Origin of the sequence: Hydrogenophaga sp. (assembly GCF_030373225.1) — a bacterium.
Lineage (GTDB): Bacteria > Pseudomonadota > Gammaproteobacteria > Burkholderiales > Burkholderiaceae_C > Hydrogenophaga.
Map to the genome: position 1 here is coordinate 17937 of NZ_JAUCZG010000036.1, position 17175 is coordinate 35111.

Consider the following 17175-nt stretch of genomic DNA (forward strand, 5'->3'; position numbering starts at 1 on the left):
AATGACTTCAATTCGAACACCAGCCATTCACAAATGCATACCGGTGATTTCAACTGGGCGCTGATCCCCTCCTTCCTTGCGGCACTGGACCGTGGCAGCCTGATGGCGGCAGCCCGTGCGCTGAACACCAGCCAGCCCACGGTGGGCCGCCACATCGGCGAGCTCGAGGCGCAGCTGGGTGTGGTGCTGTTCGAGCGGACCGGCCGGGGCCTGCTGCCCACCGCGCATGCCCATCGCCTCGCCGAGGCCGCGCGCCACATGGCGGGCGCGGCCGACCAGCTGGCGCGCCAGGCCTCGGGTGCGCAGCTGGATGCGCGCGGCACCGTGCGCATCAGTGCCAGCCAGCCGGTGACCTGCGTGCTGCTGCCGCCGCTGCTGGCACAGCTGCGCCAGGCCCATCCAGACATTCAGCTGGAACTGGTGTCGAGCAACGCGGTGAGCAACCTGCTGCAACGCGAGGCCGACATCGCGCTGCGCATGGTGCGCCCCGACCAGAGCTCGCTGGTGGCCAGGCGCGTGGGACAGGTGGCCATCGGTGCCTTCGCCCACCGGGACTACCTGCGCCGCCGCGGCACGCCGCGCGTGCCCGCCGACCTGCTGGCACACGACCTCGTGGGCAACGACCGCAACCCCGAGATCCTGCGCGGCTTTGCCGCCATGGGTTACCCGCTGCAACGCGAGGACTTCGCCGTGCGCACCGACGATCTCAATGCTTACCACGCCGCTGTGAATGCCGGCCTGGGCATCGGTTTTCTGGCCCGCTACGTGGCCCGGCACCACCCCGACCTCGTGCCGCTGCTGCCGATGTTGCCGATCGCTCCCCTGCCGCTGTGGCTGGCGGTGCACCGCGAGATCCGCAGCAACCCGCGCATCCGCCGGGTCTGGGACTTCCTGGCCGGTGCGCTGCCGCAGGCGCTGAGCTGAACCCTGTGCACCCCAGGCCTACACTCCAGCGCAAGGAGAACAGCACATGAGCGCGGCATGGTTTGGCGGATTCGAGTTTCAACAGATCAAGACCCGGGGCGCACACGCGGCCTTGCGCGTGGGCGGTCGGGCCGACGGCCCCGTGCTGGTGCTGTTGCACGGCTTTCCACAGACCCACGTGATGTGGCAGCGCGTGGCGCGCGAGCTGGCACCCCACTTCCGGCTGGTGCTGCCCGATCTGCGCGGTTACGGCGACTCTTCGCACGCACCCGGCCAGAGCGACCACAGCAACTACAGCAAACGCGAAATGGCGCAGGATGTGGTCGACGTGGTCACGGCGCTGGGCATCGACACGTTTTATCTCTGCGGCCACGACCGTGGCGGCCGGGTGGCGCACCGCCTCGCGCTGGACCACCCGCAGCGCGTGCGCAAGCTCTGCGTGATCGACATCGCGCCCACGCTGGACATGTACGCACGCACCGACATGGCGTTTGCCCGTGCCTACTACCACTGGTTCCATTTGATCCAGCCCGCGCCGCTGCCCGAACTCATGATCGGCGGCAACGCCCTGGCCTATCTGCACGCCAAACTCGGCGGATGGGGCTCGGCGCAGGGTGGCACGCGCCTGCCGCACATCGAGCCCAGGGCACTGGCCGAGTACGAGCGCTGCTTCTGCCGCGCCGAAGCCATCCACAGTGCCTGCGAAGACTACCGCGCCAGCGCCGGCATCGATCTGGACCACGACCGTGAAGGCCGCGAGCGCGGCCAGCGCATGGCCTGCGACACGCTGGTGCTGTGGGGCCAGCGCGGTGTGGTGCAGAAGCTGTTCGATCCGCTCGCACTGTGGCAGGCCCAGTGCGCTGGCACCGTGAGCGGCCAGGCGATGCCGGCCGGCCATTTCATTCCCGAAGAACTGCCCGAGGCCACGGCCGGCGCCCTGCGCAGCTTCATGACATCCACCGCACAGGCGCCCACATGATCACTGTCCACCACCTCAACAACTCGCGCTCCCAGCGCGTGCTCTGGCTGCTCGAAGAGCTCGGCGTGCCGTACCGCATCGAGCGCTACGAACGCGACCGCAAGACGATGCTGGCCCCGCCCTCGCTGAAGAAGGTGCATCCGCTGGGCAAGTCGCCTGTGGTGACCGACGGGCAGGCCACGCTGGCCGAGTCGGGCGCCATCATCGAGTACCTGGTGGAGCGCCACGGTGAAGGCCGGCTCTCACCCGAGCCCGGCACGCCCGCCCACTGGCGCTACCGCTACTGGCTGCACTACGCCGAAGGCTCGCTGATGCCCCCACTGCTCATGAAGCTGGTGTTCGATGAAGTGGAAAAGGCGCCACTGCTGGTGCGACCGATCGCCAAGGCGATCTCGGCCACGGTGCACAAACGCTTCATCACACCCAACCTCACGCAGCACCTGGATTTTCTGGAGGGGGAACTGGCGCAATCGAACTGGTTCGCCGGCCGCTCGTTCAGTGCGGCCGATGTGCAGATGAGCTTCCCGGTGGAAGCCGCTGCCGCACGCGCGGGCCTGAACGAGAGCCGCCCCAGGCTCATGGACTGGCTGCGCCGCATCCACGCACGCCCGGCCTACCAGCGGGCGCTGGTGCAGGGTGGGCCGTTCGAATTGAAGTGACACGCCTGCGCACCGGGCGAGGGCTTCGACAGGCTCAGCCTGAACGGAAGATGGCTCAGCCCGAACGGGGGATGGCTCGGCCCCAACGTTCTGGCAAGGACTGAAAGCCCGGCGACGTCAGGTGCCGTGGCACTTCTTGAACTTCTTGCCGCTGCCACACGGGCAGGGGTCGTTTCGCCCCGGCGTCACGGTCTTGCGGATCGGCTCCACACGCGGCCCGAGGCTGCGGCCGATCTGGGCCAGGTCGTAGACCGCCCAGATGGCCGCGCCGAACGCATTGAGGCGCTCGTCGCTCACGCTCGTCGGACCGTCTTCCGCATGCATGTTCACCGTGGGCGTGCCGGTGTCGTCCTCGGTCAGCGCCACCAGGTGGTCCAGGGCTTCGTCGATCCAGCTCGCGGTTTCCTTGTCGCGCGGCGGCGCCCAGTCCTCGGGCCAGTTCTCCACCACGAACATGAAGCCCAGCGCCCAGACCTGGGCGTAGGCCGGCAGCTCCTGGCCTTTGAAGTCGGCGCGTTCGGCGTCCGGCAACGCGGCCACGGCGCCGCGCACATCCATCAGTTCGGGGTGGTAGCTGCGCTCGTCCTCCAGCGTGTCGACCGGCGCGGCCAGCGAGGCCGCCACCTCGGCGCTGCGCCGTGACCACAGCGCCATGAACTGCTCGAACTGGGCCGTGTTGGCGAAGTGCGTGCCGTCTTCCTGCGGCGCCGTGGGCAGCGGGCCCGTGCCCAACAGCATGGGCAACCACTCGGCCGGATCCACCGGACGACGGGTGCACAGCAGTGCGGCCATGGCGCCTTCGCAGAATTCCCACTGCGGCACGTCTTCGCCGCGCTCGCGCAGGTCGTCCAGGATGGCATCGAGCGCGTCGAAGTCGTTGTTGTCCAGCGCAGCGGCCGGCTCCAGAGGGGTGTTCATGGGGGTGAGCGGGCCTGCAGGGGCCCGGGTTTTATGATGCCCTCGAGTGTATTCCGCACCCATCGCCGAAAGCCTGCATGCTCGACCGACTCAATGCCCTCTACCCCGTGCGTTACACCGCGCTTGGCCTGTGTGTGCTGCTCGCACTGCTCAGCCTGTTCACGCTGGTGGCGTTCGGCATCGGTGGTTTCTGGTTCCTGCTCTTCGCGGGGCTGTCGGCGCTGGGCTTGCGCGACCTGCGCCAGAGCAAGAGTTCGGTGCTGCGCAACTACCCGGTCATCGGCCACCTGCGCTTCATGCTGGAGAAGATCCGCCCCGAGATCCGGCAGTATTTTCTGGAGAGCGACGTTGAGGCCACGCCGTTCTCGCGCAGCCAGCGCAGCCTGGCCTATGCACGGGCCAAGGGCGAGACCGACAAGCGCCCCTTCGGCACGCAGCTGGACCAGAACGTGTCGGGCCACGAGTGGATCAACCATTCGATGGCGCCCAGCCTGATCGCCTCGCACGACTTCCGGCTCACCATCGGCGGCGCCGGCTGTGCGCAGCCGTACGAGGCCAGTGTGTTCAACATCTCGGCCATGAGCTTCGGCGCGCTCTCGGCCAACGCGATCCAGGCGCTGAATTCCGGTGCCAAACGCGGCGGCTTCGCGCACGACACCGGTGAAGGCTCGATCTCGGCGTACCACCGCCTGCACGGCGGCGACCTGATCTGGGAGATCGGTTCGGGCTATTTCGGCTGCCGCGACGAAAGCGGCCACTTCTGCCCCGACCGCTTCACGGCCAACGCGATGGACGTGCAGGTGAAGATGATCGAGATCAAGCTCAGCCAGGGCGCCAAACCCGGGCACGGTGGTGTGCTGCCCGGCCCGAAGGTCACGCTCGAGATCGCCGCCGCGCGCGGTGTGATCGTGGGCCAGGACTGCGTCTCGCCCGCTGCGCACACGGCGTTCTCCACGCCCATCGAGCTCATGCACTTCATCGCGCGCCTGCGCGAACTCTCGGGCGGCAAGCCGGTGGGCTTCAAGCTGTGCATCGGCCACCCCTGGGAATGGTTCGCGATGGCCAAGGCCATGCTGGAAACCGGCATCACGCCCGACTTCATCGTGGTCGACGGCGCCGAAGGTGGCACCGGCGCAGCACCGCTCGAATTCGCCGACCACGTGGGCGCGCCGCTGCAGGAAGGCCTGCGCCTGGTGCACAACACGCTGGTGGGCGTGAACCTGCGCGACCGCATCAAACTGGGCTGCGCGGGCAAGATCGTCAGCGCTTTCGACATCGTGCGCGCCATGGCCATCGGTGCCGACTGGTGCAACAGCGCGCGCGGCTTCATGTTTGCGCTGGGCTGCATCCAGGCCCAGACCTGCCACACCGGCCAATGCCCCACGGGCGTGACCACGCAAGACCCGGTGCGCCAGCAGGCGCTGGTGGTGCCGGACAAGGCCGAGCGGGTGTTTCAGTTCCACCAGCGCACGCTCATGGCGCTGCACGAACTCATCCAGGCCGCCGGGCTGCAACACCCTGGCGAAATCACCGCCCACCATCTCGTGCGCCGCGTGAGCCAGAACGAAGTCCGCCTGCTGGCCAACCTGCTGCCCGAAACCCTGCCCGGCGCCTTGCTGCACGACCTGACGGGTCAGCACGCGGTGTTCACCACCTACTGGCCACAGGCGCACGCCGACCGGTTCGGCCTGGCCTGAGGCGCGCGGCTTACTTGCTGGCCGAGGCGGCCGGCGCTTCGGTGCCCACGGTCGGCACGCCTTCCTTTTCGGTGGAGCGATCGAACACCAGGGATTTGCCGAACACCATCTGCACCCAGATCGGGTAGGAGTAGGCCGTGCCCTTGTTGTGGTCGATGATGGCGCCGATGCCGCCGCCCAGAATGATGTTGCCGAACATGCCGCCGTTGGCGCGCGAGATGGCCTTGGCCACGGCATCGGGGTTGGCAGGGTCCTTGCAGACGATGTCGAGGTCTTTGCTGGATCGGCGCACCTGGGCGGTATCGCCGGACTTGACCTGAACCACACCGTAGTCGTTGGTGAGCTTGCAGTCGGCACCGACCACCAGCGCTCCCGACGGCGTCTTGGTCTCGACCTTCATCGGATGGGTGACGTCGTTGATCACCGAGGCACAGCCTGTGAGCGCGAGCGCGCCGGCCACCAGAATGGCGTGACGAATCATGGGGTTCCTCCCTTGTTTGGAAGATCCAGAGTGTAGGGACCGCCGACCCGCCAACCGGGCTCCGGTGGCATCCTGGCGACAGGGAGAAACCTGGATGGCGCTAGCGGGCAGCGTGCGCACGGACAAACGCCTGCACCGCCCCGCGCACCGCGACTTGCTCCACCGCCACGAGCAGGTGGCCGCCCCTCTCGAAGCGCAACAGGCGTGAACCGGCGATGTGCTTTGCCGCAAATTCGGCGTTGCGATAGAGCTGCAGGCTGTCGTCGGTGGCGTGCACGATGAGCGTGGGCGCGCGGATCGCCGCGATCCGCTCGTTGGGCAAGGCGGCACGGTTGTCGAACACGACGCCTGCGGAGCGCGGCTGCACCGGGTTCATGAATTCGATCAGCTCGTTCACCAGCTGCCGCGACGCCGGCGCCAGCCCTGCGACCACCTCGTCGCTCGCGCCCATCAAACCCAACAGCGCCGGCCTGAGCCAGGTGCTGATCGTCCAGTACAGCAGGTCGTGCTGGAAGACCGTGGTCAACAGGTCACCCTGCCGGTTGGCCTGCGCCTGGGCGGGATCGCTGGACGAGGCCACGCCGCTGGACAGCAGCGTGAGCGAGGAGACGCGCTCTGGATGCAGCACCGCAAAGTACAACGCAGACGGACCCCCGTGGGAGAGCGCAACGACCGCAACACGATCGAGGCCGAGGTGGTCCAGCAGACCCGCGTAGGCATGGGCCTGGTCTTCGAAGGTCGCGCCGCTGTGAAAGGTGGAGCGCAGGTAGCCGAAGCGCGAGGGCGCGATCCATCGAAAACCGTCGCCCAGCACGGCCTGCGCCAGCAGCTCGCCCTGGTCGAAGCCGCCGCCGCTGCCGTGGATCACCAGCACCGCAGGGCCGGCGCCGGCCTGGACAAACTCCATGTCGCCCTGCGGCAGCGACACCCGCTCGCTGCGGCCGGCGATGCGCTCGTACGAACGGCCGATGTCGTGCCAGTAGAAGGCACCCACCACCCCGACGCCCAGCACGGCCAGCACCCCGAGCCCTGCCGCCAGCCGGCGCAACACAGACGAGGTGGAGGCCATGGAGAATCCTTGAACCCGATGGAGCCCGGCGTCAGATGCGCGAGCCGTCTTCCAGAAAACGTTCTTCGCGCAACAGCACGCCTTGCGCGTCGTAAGACCGGCGCCGCAGCAACAGGCCGCGCTCGCCGTGCTCGTCTTCCCGCGCCAGCACGCCGGCTTCGGTGAAGTATTTCTGCCAGCCCAGCAGGCGACCGTTGCGCTCGACGTTCACCGCGGCCGGCAGGCCGGTGTCCCAGAAGCTTTCGGTGGTGCGCTCCTGCTGGCGGCCGTCGCGGCGGATCTGCTGGTGGGCTTTCTGTTGGCCATTGAGGTACCACTGGCGGATCTGCTGTTCATGGCCGTCGGCCCAGGTGGTTTCCTGAGTGAGCTGGCCGCTCTCGGCCCATTCGCGCGCCACGCCTTCGCGGCCTTCGCCGCTGTTCGGGTCGCGCTCGACGAAGTCGGCCTCCGAGCGCAACCGGCCCGAGGGATAGAACACCTGTTTGATGCGCCGCCCGTCCTTGAGCGCTTCACCGCGCACGGGCTTGCCGTCGCGGTCGAGCACGGTCTGGCGCTGCATCTGTCCGTGGAGGTAACTCACCGTGCCCGCCGGCTTGCCGTCTGCCCGGACCAGCGTGACATCGCTCGCACGACCGGCGTGTCCACACACCTCGCGGTCTTGCGGCACCAGGCTCACGGCGGCGCAGCGCAGCTCGGTGAGCTGGCCATCGGCGAGGTAGGCCATGGTGAGCACGGTGCGCCGGCCAGCGGCGAATCGCAGTGTCTGCAGGTGACCCGCCTCGGCAAAGGTCTTCTGCACGCCCACGGCACTGCCGTCCTCGAAATGCTCTTCCTTGCGCAGCGTGCCCTGGCCATCAAAGGTGCGCGCCACGCCGTCGCGGTTGCCGCGTTCATTGAGGCTGTATTCGCGCCGTTCACCATCGGCCAGCACCATGAGCACCGGGCCCACGAATTGGCCGTCGCGCAGTGTCTGGTCGAGCCGGCGCACCTGACCACTGTCGTTGGTGCAGCGCATCACGCCGCTCTTGCCGGCGGTGGTGTGGCCGTTGGCGCGGCTCACGCTCTCGCCATTGAGCTCGCAACGCTGCACCGCCCAGGCGTTGGCACAGACCAAGGCACCGAGCGCGATCCAGGGCAGGCGCATTTCAATCGACATGGCTGGGCCTCCATTCACGACAGACATGAACACCGACGCGCGCCAGGCGCCTGGCCATGCACAGCACCGCGTCGTCCTTGCTCACCAGTGTGGCGCGGTGCGCCGCCGCCAGGTCGATGAACTTCTGGTCATCGGGGTCTTTGCAGGTGTAGGCGGCCTTGGGCGCCTCGGCCACCCGGCGGGTGCAGCGGTCGAAGGCATCGAGCACGTCTTGCGCGGGCCGGGTTTGCGCCGCGAGGCGACGCGCGATCTGCGGGTAGTCGAGCACACGCAACAGCTCTTCGCGCATGGCCGCGGTGGCGATCCACGCGCCGTCCGCGCGCTCCACCGCCGCGCGCAAAGCCGCGGTGGCGGGGTCCTGAAACACGAAGAGGTCGAGCGCGATGTTGGTGTCGAGCACCAGCCTGTTCATGTCGAGGTTCTCACTCACCGCAGCCCCTCACGTCGATAGAAGTGTCTCGGTCCAGGGATGTCGCGGATCCGGCTTCACCGGTCCTGGACATCGCCCCCTTGAGGGGGACGCGCAGAGCGCGGCGGGGGTGCCTCCCGCCGTGCCGTCAGGTCGAAGCGGAAGAGACGGCATTCGATCGGGCCGTTCCACAGCGGCACCCGGCGCGACTCCTTGAATCGCATTTTTCCGGGCAGCTTCAGGTCGGGCGTGAGCAACCAGGCGGTCCAGCCGGCGTAGTGGCTTTTCCAGTGGGCCGCGAGCTGGTTGAAGAAGTCGCTGCCGTCACCGCCGTCCGGCATCTGCGCACTCTCCCGGCCCAGGCCGGGTGCGGGTGGCGCGGCCTTGGCCGTGGTGAAGGTGCGCGACTCCCGCGGCGCCGCGCGCTGGGCGCGCGCGCTGGCGCGATCTTCCGAACTCTGGCCCGCCACGCCGGCGGCAGCAATGCGCTCGCCGTACGGCGGGTTGAGCAGCATCACGCCGGGCTTGTCGCTCGGCGGCATGCGCTGCAGCGCGTCGCCGCCGCGCAGCTCGATGGCGTGGGCCACACCCGCGCGCTCGGCGTTGCGTTGCGCGAAGTCGACCATGCGGAAGGACACGTCGCTGCCGAAGACGATGGGCGCGTGGCCCTCTGGCCAGTCGCGCTGCTGGCGCTCGGCGTCATCGAGGATGGGTTGCCAAACGTGGGGCTGGAACGGCAGCAGCTTCTCGAACGCGAAGCGGCGCAGCAGGCCGGGCGCGATGTTGAGCGCGATCTGCGCGGCCTCGATCACCACCGTGCCGCTGCCGCAGCACGGGTCGTACAGCGGCACGATCTCGTCCAGCGGCTGGTCGGCGCAGGCGTCCCAGCCGGTGGCGGCGATCATGGCCGCGGCCAGGGTTTCCTTCAGCGGGGCGTCGCCCTTGTCCTCGCGCCAGCCGCGCTTGAACAGCGGCTCGCCCGAGGTGTCGATGTACAGGCTCACCGTCTCGGTGGTCAGGTGCACGTAGATGCGCACATCGGGCCAGGTGGTGTTGACGCTGGGGCGCTCGCCGCGCTTCTCGCGGAAACGGTCGCAGATCGCGTCCTTCACCTTGAGCGCGGCGAAGTTCAGGGAAGTCAGCGGGCTGTGCTGCGCGGTGATCTCGACCTTGATGGTCTGGGCCGGCGTGAACCAGATCTCCCAGGCCACTTCGCTGGCGGCGTGGTAGAGGTCTTGTTCAGAGCGGTAGCCGCCGTGCCAGAGCTGCACCAGCACACGCTGCGTGAGGCGGCTGTGCAGGTTCAGGCGCATGGCGTCGCGCCACGAGGCGTTGAGCGCCACACCGCCGCGCGCCTTGTGCGGCGCGTCCACGCCGGTGATGCGCTTGACCTCGGCGGCGAGCATGTCCTCGACGCCGGCGGCGCAGGGCAGAAAAACTTGTAACTGGTTCAAAGTGATTTGCGGAGGTTGGCAGGCGCGATGCGCAGGGCTTCGCGATACTTCGCCACGGTGCGGCGTGCGCATTCGATGCCCTGTTCGCGCAGCAGGTCGGAGAGCTGGTTGTCCGACAGCGGCTTGGCGGCTTCTTCGGCGGCGATGAACTGCTTGAGCAGCGCGCGCACCGCCGTGCTCGACGCGCTGCCACCCGTTTCGGTGCCCAGCGACGAGCCGAAGAAGTACTTGAGTTCGAAAGTGCCGAACGGCGTGGCCATGTACTTGGCGGTGGTCACGCGGCTGATGGTGGACTCGTGCAGGCCGAGTTCGTCGGCGATCTCGCGCAGCACCAGCGGGCGCATGGCGAGTTCGCCGTGCATGAAGAAGTTGCGCTGGCGCTCGACGATGGCGCTGGAGACGCGCAGGATGGTGTCGAAACGCTGCTGGATGTTCTTGATGAACCAGCGCGCTTCCTGCAGGCGCTGCTGCATGGCCGCGTGGCCAGCCTCGCCGCCGTTGTCGCGCCCGCCACGGTTCTGGCGCATGGCGCTGGCGTACACGTCGTGCACGCGCAGGCGCGGCATCACCTCCGGGTTGAGCAGCACCTTGAAGCCGCGACCGGCGCGCGTGACCAGCACGTCGGGCACCACCACGTTGCGCTCCACATCGACAAAGCGGCGCCCCGGCTTGGGCTCGAGCCGGGCGATCAGTCCAAGTGCCGAGCGCACGGTCTCGTCGTCCAGGCCGCACAGGTGGCACAGGCGTTTCACGTCGCGTTTGGCCACGAGTTCCATGGCTTGCCCGCAAATGGCCAGGGCCGCGCGGGCCTCGGGCGTGTTGCGCATTTCCAGGATCTGCAGGCGCAGGCATTCGGCGAGGTTGCGCGCCCCCACACCGGCAGGCTCCATGTGCTGCAGCAACTGCAGCGCCATGCCCAGGCGCTGCTCGAGCGCTTCGCGCTCTTCCAGGCCTGCACCGGGATCATCGGTTGCCATGCGGCCGGAAAGGGCCTGCCAGGCCGCGGCGAGCTCGGCCAGGCTGTCTTCGAGATAGCCGTCATCGCTGAGGGACTCGATCAGGAAGTACAAGGCGGCGCGGTCTTCTTCCGACAGGCGCAGGCAGCGCGCCTGGTCGTGCAGGAAGTCCTGCAGGCTGATGTGGGCGCGCGCCAGGTCGGCGGCGCTGGCCGTGTCGTCGTCGCCCGAGGAATTGTTGTTGCGCGCCGGTGCGTCGCCGCCCCACTCGCTGTCATCGGGCGCCATCTCCACCGTGCCGTCGCCCTCCCAGCTTTCTTCGACCGGGGTGGCGCCATCGAGCTTGCCCTCGATCGTTTCGCCGTCGCCGGTGTCGCTGCCGGTGCTGCTCACCTGCTCGGTGCTGGAGGGCATGGGCCCGGGCGCCTCGGGCAGATCGGGCGCCACCGACGCCTCGGTGATCTGCTCGCCCGCGCTCACCGGCACATCGGACTGCTCCAGACCGAAGGTTTCACGATCGGCAGCGTCTTCGGACCGTTCAAGGAAGGGGTTCTCGTCGAGCATCTGCTCGACCTCCTGCGCCATCTCCAGCGTGGAGAGTTGCAGCAGGCGGATCGATTGCTGCAACTGGGGCGTGAGCGCCAGGTGCTGCGAAACCCGGAGTGACAGGCCCTGTTTCATGAGAACGCCTGTGTGCAAACGACGAGACGATTCGCCGCCGGGCCGCCCCAAGGCGAATCAGCCCCCTTGGGGGGCAGCGAAGTACACGAAGTGACGAGCGTGGGGGTCATCACATCCTGAAGTGTTCGCCGAGATAGACGCGGCGCACGTCGGCGTTCTCGACGATCTCGGCCGGCGTGCCGCTGGTGAGCACGTGGCCGTCGTTGATGATGTAGGCGCGGTCGCAGATGCCCAGCGTCTCGCGCACGTTGTGGTCGGTGATCAGCACGCCGATGCCGCGCGACTTGAGGAAGCCGATGATGCGCTGGATCTCGATCACGGCGATCGGATCGATGCCGGCGAAGGGCTCGTCGAGCAGGATGAAGCGCGGATTGGTGGCCAGTGCCCGGGCGATTTCAACCCGGCGGCGTTCACCGCCCGAGAGCGCCGGCGCAGGGGAATCGCGCAGGTGGTCCACGTGGAGGTCCTTGAGCAGTTCGTCGAGCCGGGCCTCGATGGCGGCCTTGCCCAAGGCCTTGCCGGCGTCGTCTTCCTGCAGCTCGAGCACGGCTCGCACGTTGTCGGCCACATTGAGCTTGCGAAAGATCGAGGCTTCCTGCGGCAGGTAACCCAGACCCAGTCGCGCCCGGCGGTGGATCGGCAGGTCCTCGATGGCCTGGCCGTCGAGCAGGATCTGGCCGGCGTCGGAGCGCAACAGGCCCACCAGCATGTAGAAGGAGGTGGTCTTGCCCGCACCGTTCGGACCCAGCAATCCGACCACCTCACCCTTGAAGACCGCGAGCGACACGTCCTTGACGACCTTGCGGCTGCCATAGGCCTTTTGCAGGCCCCTGGCTTCCAGCCGGCTGGGTTCGGGCGCCGGGCGTTTGTCCGGGCTGCGGACCTGCTCCGAAGGCACCGCCGTCACTGCTGGCCCTCGCCGAGCTGGTTGCTGGGTCGCAGGGTGGCTGGCGGCGCCGGCGGGGCGACGGGAGCGCCCTCCTTGGGAACCGGCGTGAGCATGGCGCGCACGCGCCCGGTGGGATTGCCGGCGGTGCGGCTGGCCACGCCACCGTCCACCGTGAACACATCGGTGGTGTTGTTGTAGACGATCACGCTGCCGGTGGTTTCATCGTTCAGCTGGGTGCCCTTGAACCGCTTGAGCACCGCGTCGCCGACGAAACGCACGGTGTCGGCCTGGCTGTCGTATTCGATGCGCTGGGCCGTGCCCTCGATGAATTCGTCCACCCCGTCGCGCTTCTGGCGGAAAAAACCCGGGTTGCCGTTGACGGTGCCGAACTGGTTGCCCTGGGCATCCTGGCGCACCTCGACCCTGGCGCCCCGGATGATGATCGTGCCTTTGGTGATGACCACGTTGCCGGTGAAGACGCTGGTCTGGCGCGCATCGTCGTAACGAAGTGCGTCGGCCTCGGCATTGAGCGGCAGGTTGCGGTCTGCCTTTTCAGCCGACGCTGCGGTGGCGAGCAACAGGCCGGCCACAAGGCAGCAGCCGGTCAGAAGCTTGGGGTGGCGAAGGCGCATGGGAGTGGGGGAGGCGTGGGGTTGCAAGGGCACGAAACTTGCATTCATTGTAACGACGGGAGGCCGGCCCCACGGCTTCGACAGGCCGCTTTACCCGGTCTTTTCCGCCCACCGCAGGCAGCCAGCGCTGAAAAACTGCGCGGCAGATTCCAGTGAAAAAGCCCGCCAGGCGGGCTTTTTCACCGGGGACGCAAGGGAGACGTGCGGCTCAGGCCTTGCGGACTTCGGCAATCAGGGCATCGGCCACCACCAGGGTGCGCGGGCCCTGGCCATTGACGTAATAACGACCCGCGACGCCCAGCGAGGGTGTGCCCTCGACCTTGTAGGCGTCCTGCAACTGCGTGGCCTTGGTCGCCAGGCCTGCGGCGGCCCCGTTGAAGAGGCCATTGAAGCGGGCCATGTCCACGCCGCCCTGCTTTTCGACCCAGGCGGTGATCACGGGCGCGGCGGTGAGCTGCTGGCGGTCGACATGGATCGCCTGGAACACCTTGCGGTGCAGCCGTTCCACCAGGTTCATGGCCTCCAGCGTGAAGTAGAGGCGCTGCATGGGCACGAAGGCCGGGCTGAACGCCACCGGCATGCGGCGCACGTTCACATGGGCCGGCTTTTTCTTCAGCCATTCGTCAAACAGCGGCTCGAAGTTGAAGCAATGCACACAGCTGTAGGCAAAAAACTCCACCACCTCCACCTGGCTCGCCGGGGTCTCCACCGGTGCCGGTCGGGCCAGGCGCACGAAGTCGGTGCCTTCCTTGGGGCCGACGCGCTGGGCCAGCGCCGGGGTGAGCGTGAGGCCACCGGTGGCGGCCAGGGCGGTGGTGCCGGCGGCCAGCAGGGACCGGGAAAAATCGCGACGTTGCATGGATTCAGACTCCTTGATGGGGCATGTTTGGGGCGGGTGCAGCGGACGAAAGTTCCCGCCGCGACCGGGCGGGGGTGTCAGCGCTGGATGCGCACCAGCGCGGCATCGATGCCGTTGACTTCCAGCTGCTCCTGCGTCAGGTCGGCCAGCGGCTTCTGGTTGAACGGTCCCACGCGCACGCGGTACACGGTTCGGCCCGATTGTTCGCGCTCACTCACTTCGGCGTTGATGCCCAGCATGGCCAGCTTGGCGCGCTGCGTCTCGGCGTCCTCCGGGGTGCGGAAAGCGCCCGCCTGAACAAAATAGATGAAGGGGTCGGCCCCGGGTGCGGCCGGCGCCTGCGCGGCTGCGGGGGCCGTCGCCTGACCCAGCCGGGACTGGACCAGATCGCCCAGGGGGTCTGCAGCGGCGGGTGTGCCCGGCAAGGCCTGGCCGTCGGCCGGCGGCACCACGATCGCCCCGGCCGCCTCCGCAGGCGCAGCCGGTGCGGGTGCGGCGGCTCCACCGTTCAAGGCCTTGTTGGGGTTCCAGCCCTTGTTGCGCTCGGCTTCCAGCGCGTCCTGACCGGCGTTGCGCGACACGTTGCGCTCGACAAACGGGATCGGCACCCGGGTGACATACACCGCCACCGCCAGGGCAATGCCCAGTCCCACCAGCAGGCCCACCACGAAGCCGATCAGGGTGCCGCCCAGCGAGCTGCTGGTCCTGGCAGGTTTCTTTTTCATCGCTTGTTTCACCATCACATTTTTTGCGGGGCACTGACGCCCAGCACAGCCAGGCCATTGTGCAACACCTGTGCAGTGGCAGCGACGAGTGCCAGGCGCGCGGTTTTCACCACGGCGTCATCGACCAGAATGCGCTCGGCGTCGTAGTAGCTGTGGTAACTCGCGGCCAGTTCGCGCAGGTAGAAGGTCACGTCGTGCGGCGCCAGGTCGCGCGCCGCGTCGGCGAGCATGGCGGGGTACTTGGCCAGCAGCAGCATCAGGGCCTGGGCCGGGGCGCTGTCGAGCGCGGACAGGTCGGCGTCCTTCAGCGTGGCGGCGTCGCCACCCCAGCTGGCGAGCACCGAGCAGATGCGTGCATGCGCGTACTGCACGTAATAAACCGGGTTGTCGTTGTTCTTCTGCACCGCCAGGTCCACGTCAAACGTGTATTCGGTGTCGGGCTTGCGGCTGAGCAAGAAGAAACGCACCGCGTCCTTGCTGGTCCATTCGATCAGGTCGCGCAGCGTCACATAGCTGCCGGCGCGCTTGCTGATCTTGACCTCTTCGCCGCCGCGCACCACGCGCACCATGGTGTGCAGCACGTAGTCGGGGTAGCCCTGCGGGATGCCGACGTTGGCCGCCTGCAGGCCGGCGCGCACGCGGGCAATCGTCCCGTGGTGGTCGGTGCCCTGGATGTTGATGACCTTGGTGAAGCCGCGTTCCCACTTGCTGATGTGGTAGGCCACATCGGGCACGAAGTAGGTGAACGAGCCGTCGGACTTGCGCATCACGCGGTCCTTGTCGTCCCCGTAATCGGTGGACCTCAGCCAGAGTGCGCCGTCCTGCTCGTAGGTCTTGCCGGCGTCGATGAGTTTTTGCACCGTGGCCTCGACCCGGCCGCTGGTGTACAGGCTGGACTCCAGGTAGTAGTGGTCGAACTTCACGGCAAAGGCCTGCAGGTCCAGGTCTTGTTCGTGGCGCAGGTAGGCCACGGCGAACTGGCGGATGCCATCCAGATCGTTGATGTCACCGCTGGCGGTGAACTCGCGGTCGTCGGCCTTCACTGTTTTGCCAGCCAGGAAATCGGCCGCGATGTCGGCGATGTAGGCACCGTTGTAGGCGGACTCGGGCCACTCGGCGTCGCCCGGCTTGAAGCCCTTGGCGCGCAGCTGGGTGGAGAGACCCAGGGTCGCGATCTGCACGCCCGCGTCGTTGTAATAGAACTCGCGGTGCACGCTCCAGCCCTGGGTCTGGAACAGGCTGCAGATGGCGTCACCCAGCGCGGCCTGGCGGCCGTGGCCCACGTGCAGCGGGCCGGTCGGGTTGGCCGAAACGAACTCCACCATCATGCGCTGGCCGTTGGGCTCGGCAATGCCGAAGCGCGCGCCGGCGGCCAGCACCTCGCGCACGATCTGCTGCTTGGCGGCCGGTTTGAGGCGGATGTTGATGAAGCCCGGGCCGGCGATGTCGATGTCCGACACCCACTGTTCGTATTCCACGCGGGCCCGCAGCGCGCCGCGCAGGGTTTCGGCGAGCTGGCGCGGGTTGAGCTTGAGCGGTTTGGCCAGCTGCATGGCCGCGGTGCTGGCGAAATCGCCGTGCGCCGCCACCTTGGGCGACTCGAAGGCCGCGCGCGCGGCAGCGCCGGGCAAAAGTGTGTCGAGCTCGGCGGCGAGGCCGTCGAGCAATTCCTGTTTGATCTTGAGCATGGGTCGAATTTTAGGCGTCGGCACCCGGCCTCACGGCGGCACGGGCCGCAGCTGCTGCGCCGCCGCCTCCTTCACCGCCGCCGTGAGCCGTTGCGCCGAGATCGACTCGTGCGCCCAGTGCTGCCAGTACAGCGTCACGTCCACCGTGGCGTCGGGCAGGATTTCCTGCAGGCCGGGGCGGGCCGCCAGGTGCTGCTCGGGCACCATGCCCCAGCCCAGGCCGAGCTCGATGGCGGTCTCGAAGGCTTCCACCGCGGGCGCGAAATGCCGCGGGTAGTTGGGCTGGCGCAGCCCGAAGTGCTGTTCGAGAAACGCGTCCTGCAGCGCGTCCTTGCGGTTGAAGATCACCGCCGGCTGGGCCAGCAGCTTGTGCACCGACACCGCGCCGCGCGGCGTGCGGCAACGCTGCGCCACGGCGGGCGCGGCCACGCAGCGGTAGCGCATCACACCCAGCGGCTCGGCCACACAGCCGCGCATGGCGGTGGTCAGCGTGGTCACGCAACCCGTCACGTCGCCGCTTTTCAGTGCGTCGTGGGTGTGGTCCTGGTCGTCGATCAGGATCTCCAGCAGCAGGTGATGGCGCTGCAGCAGGCTGGCCACGCCGGGCAGGAACCAGCTGGCCACCGAATCGGCGTTGATGGCCACGCCCAGGCTTTGCCAGCGAACGCCGCCGCGGGGCGGCGCACCGCCCTGCAATCCGTCGAGCAGGTCGGCTTCCATCAGCCGCACCTGCTTCACATGGCCCAGCAGCGCCTGGCCAGCCGGCGTGGCGCGCACCTGTTTGCCACGCACCAGCAGGCGCTGGCCCAGCGTGTCTTCCAGCGACTTGATGCGCAGCGACACCGCCGCCAGCGACAGCGAGAGGGATTGCGCGGCCGGACCGAAGCCGCCGTGATCGACCACAGCGGCCAGCGCTTCAAGTTGTCGGGCGTCCAGCATGTTCGCTCAAGTAATTTTTAATTGTTCTGAGTTTAATTGAACTTCATTTAAATGAACCCG

The 17175-nt window shown here is 67.9% G+C and carries 17 protein-coding genes; 4 read left to right on the forward strand and 13 right to left on the reverse strand.

Annotation, left to right across the window (positions count from 1 at the left end):
• Nucleotides 1–33: 33 nt before the first annotated feature.
• The 3 genes from QUV35_RS16615 to QUV35_RS16625 are packed head-to-tail and all read left to right on the forward strand — an operon-like array spanning nucleotide 34 to nucleotide 2562.
• Entirely contained in the window at nucleotides 34–924 is an 891-nt protein-coding gene (locus QUV35_RS16615) for a LysR family transcriptional regulator (protein WP_300876619.1), read from the forward strand.
• 46 nt (nucleotides 925–970) lie between these two features.
• Complete coding sequence (locus tag QUV35_RS16620) at nucleotides 971–1903, forward strand: alpha/beta hydrolase (protein WP_300876621.1); 933 nt, start codon at nucleotides 971–973, stop codon at nucleotides 1901–1903.
• On the forward strand, nucleotides 1900–2562 hold the full coding sequence (locus QUV35_RS16625; protein WP_300876624.1) for a glutathione S-transferase: 663 nt from the start codon (nucleotides 1900–1902) through the stop codon (nucleotides 2560–2562). The genes QUV35_RS16620 and QUV35_RS16625 overlap by 4 nt, the downstream gene beginning before the upstream one ends.
• Before the next feature lie 117 nt (nucleotides 2563–2679).
• Here the strand turns inward: QUV35_RS16625 and QUV35_RS16630 are convergent, their stop codons facing one another.
• Entirely contained in the window at nucleotides 2680–3480 is an 801-nt protein-coding gene (locus QUV35_RS16630) for a UPF0149 family protein (protein WP_300876627.1), read from the reverse strand.
• 77 nt (nucleotides 3481–3557) lie between these two features.
• Here QUV35_RS16630 and QUV35_RS16635 point away from each other — a divergent pair, with 77 nt between their 5' ends.
• Complete coding sequence (locus QUV35_RS16635) at nucleotides 3558–5177, forward strand: FMN-binding glutamate synthase family protein (protein ID WP_300876630.1); 1620 nt, start codon at nucleotides 3558–3560, stop codon at nucleotides 5175–5177.
• Nucleotides 5178–5187: 10 nt separating this feature from the next.
• Here the strand turns inward: QUV35_RS16635 and QUV35_RS16640 are convergent, their stop codons facing one another.
• The 12 genes from QUV35_RS16640 to QUV35_RS16695 all read right to left on the reverse strand — a co-directional run bounded on the left by QUV35_RS16640 (nucleotide 5188) and on the right by QUV35_RS16695 (nucleotide 17115).
• Nucleotides 5188–5658 (reverse strand): hypothetical protein, encoded by a 471-nt coding sequence (locus tag QUV35_RS16640; RefSeq protein ID WP_300876633.1) that lies wholly within the window; start codon nucleotides 5656–5658, stop codon nucleotides 5188–5190.
• Between the two features lie 100 nt (nucleotides 5659–5758).
• Complete coding sequence (locus QUV35_RS16645) at nucleotides 5759–6727, reverse strand: alpha/beta hydrolase (protein WP_300876636.1); 969 nt, start codon at nucleotides 6725–6727, stop codon at nucleotides 5759–5761.
• Nucleotides 6728–6758: 31 nt separating this feature from the next.
• Nucleotides 6759–7883 (reverse strand): hypothetical protein, encoded by a 1125-nt coding sequence (locus QUV35_RS16650; RefSeq protein WP_300876639.1) that lies wholly within the window; start codon nucleotides 7881–7883, stop codon nucleotides 6759–6761.
• Nucleotides 7873–8313 (reverse strand): putative toxin-antitoxin system toxin component, PIN family, encoded by a 441-nt coding sequence (locus tag QUV35_RS16655; protein ID WP_366945447.1) that lies wholly within the window; start codon nucleotides 8311–8313, stop codon nucleotides 7873–7875. Before QUV35_RS16655 ends, QUV35_RS16650 begins: the two co-directional genes overlap by 11 nt.
• A gap of 56 nt (nucleotides 8314–8369) precedes the next feature.
• Nucleotides 8370–9746: a THUMP domain-containing protein gene (locus QUV35_RS16660; protein ID WP_300876642.1), complete on the reverse strand. Its 1377-nt coding sequence runs from the start codon at nucleotides 9744–9746 to the stop codon at nucleotides 8370–8372.
• Nucleotides 9743–11383 (reverse strand): RNA polymerase factor sigma-54, encoded by a 1641-nt coding sequence (gene rpoN, locus QUV35_RS16665; RefSeq protein WP_300876645.1) that lies wholly within the window; start codon nucleotides 11381–11383, stop codon nucleotides 9743–9745. The genes QUV35_RS16660 and rpoN overlap by 4 nt, the downstream gene beginning before the upstream one ends.
• 109 nt (nucleotides 11384–11492) lie before the next feature.
• Nucleotides 11493–12281, reverse strand: coding sequence for an LPS export ABC transporter ATP-binding protein (lptB, locus tag QUV35_RS16670; protein ID WP_300876692.1), 789 nt, complete (start codon nucleotides 12279–12281; stop codon nucleotides 11493–11495).
• A gap of 5 nt (nucleotides 12282–12286) precedes the next feature.
• Nucleotides 12287–12904: a lipopolysaccharide transport periplasmic protein LptA gene (gene lptA / locus QUV35_RS16675; protein ID WP_300876648.1), complete on the reverse strand. Its 618-nt coding sequence runs from the start codon at nucleotides 12902–12904 to the stop codon at nucleotides 12287–12289.
• Nucleotides 12905–13112: 208 nt separating this feature from the next.
• Nucleotides 13113–13763 (reverse strand): thiol:disulfide interchange protein DsbA/DsbL, encoded by a 651-nt coding sequence (locus tag QUV35_RS16680; protein WP_300876651.1) that lies wholly within the window; start codon nucleotides 13761–13763, stop codon nucleotides 13113–13115.
• Between the two features lie 77 nt (nucleotides 13764–13840).
• On the reverse strand, nucleotides 13841–14488 hold the full coding sequence (locus QUV35_RS16685) for an SPOR domain-containing protein (RefSeq protein ID WP_300876654.1): 648 nt from the start codon (nucleotides 14486–14488) through the stop codon (nucleotides 13841–13843).
• A 14-nt stretch (nucleotides 14489–14502) separates the two neighbouring features.
• A complete protein-coding gene (gene argS, locus QUV35_RS16690; RefSeq protein ID WP_300876656.1) occupies nucleotides 14503–16176 on the reverse strand; it encodes an arginine--tRNA ligase in 1674 nt (557 codons plus the stop codon).
• Nucleotides 16177–16206: 30 nt separating this feature from the next.
• Nucleotides 16207–17115, reverse strand: a complete 909-nt coding sequence (locus tag QUV35_RS16695) for an HTH-type transcriptional regulator ArgP (protein ID WP_300876659.1) — start codon at nucleotides 17113–17115, stop codon at nucleotides 16207–16209.
• Nucleotides 17116–17175: the final 60 nt, after the last annotated feature.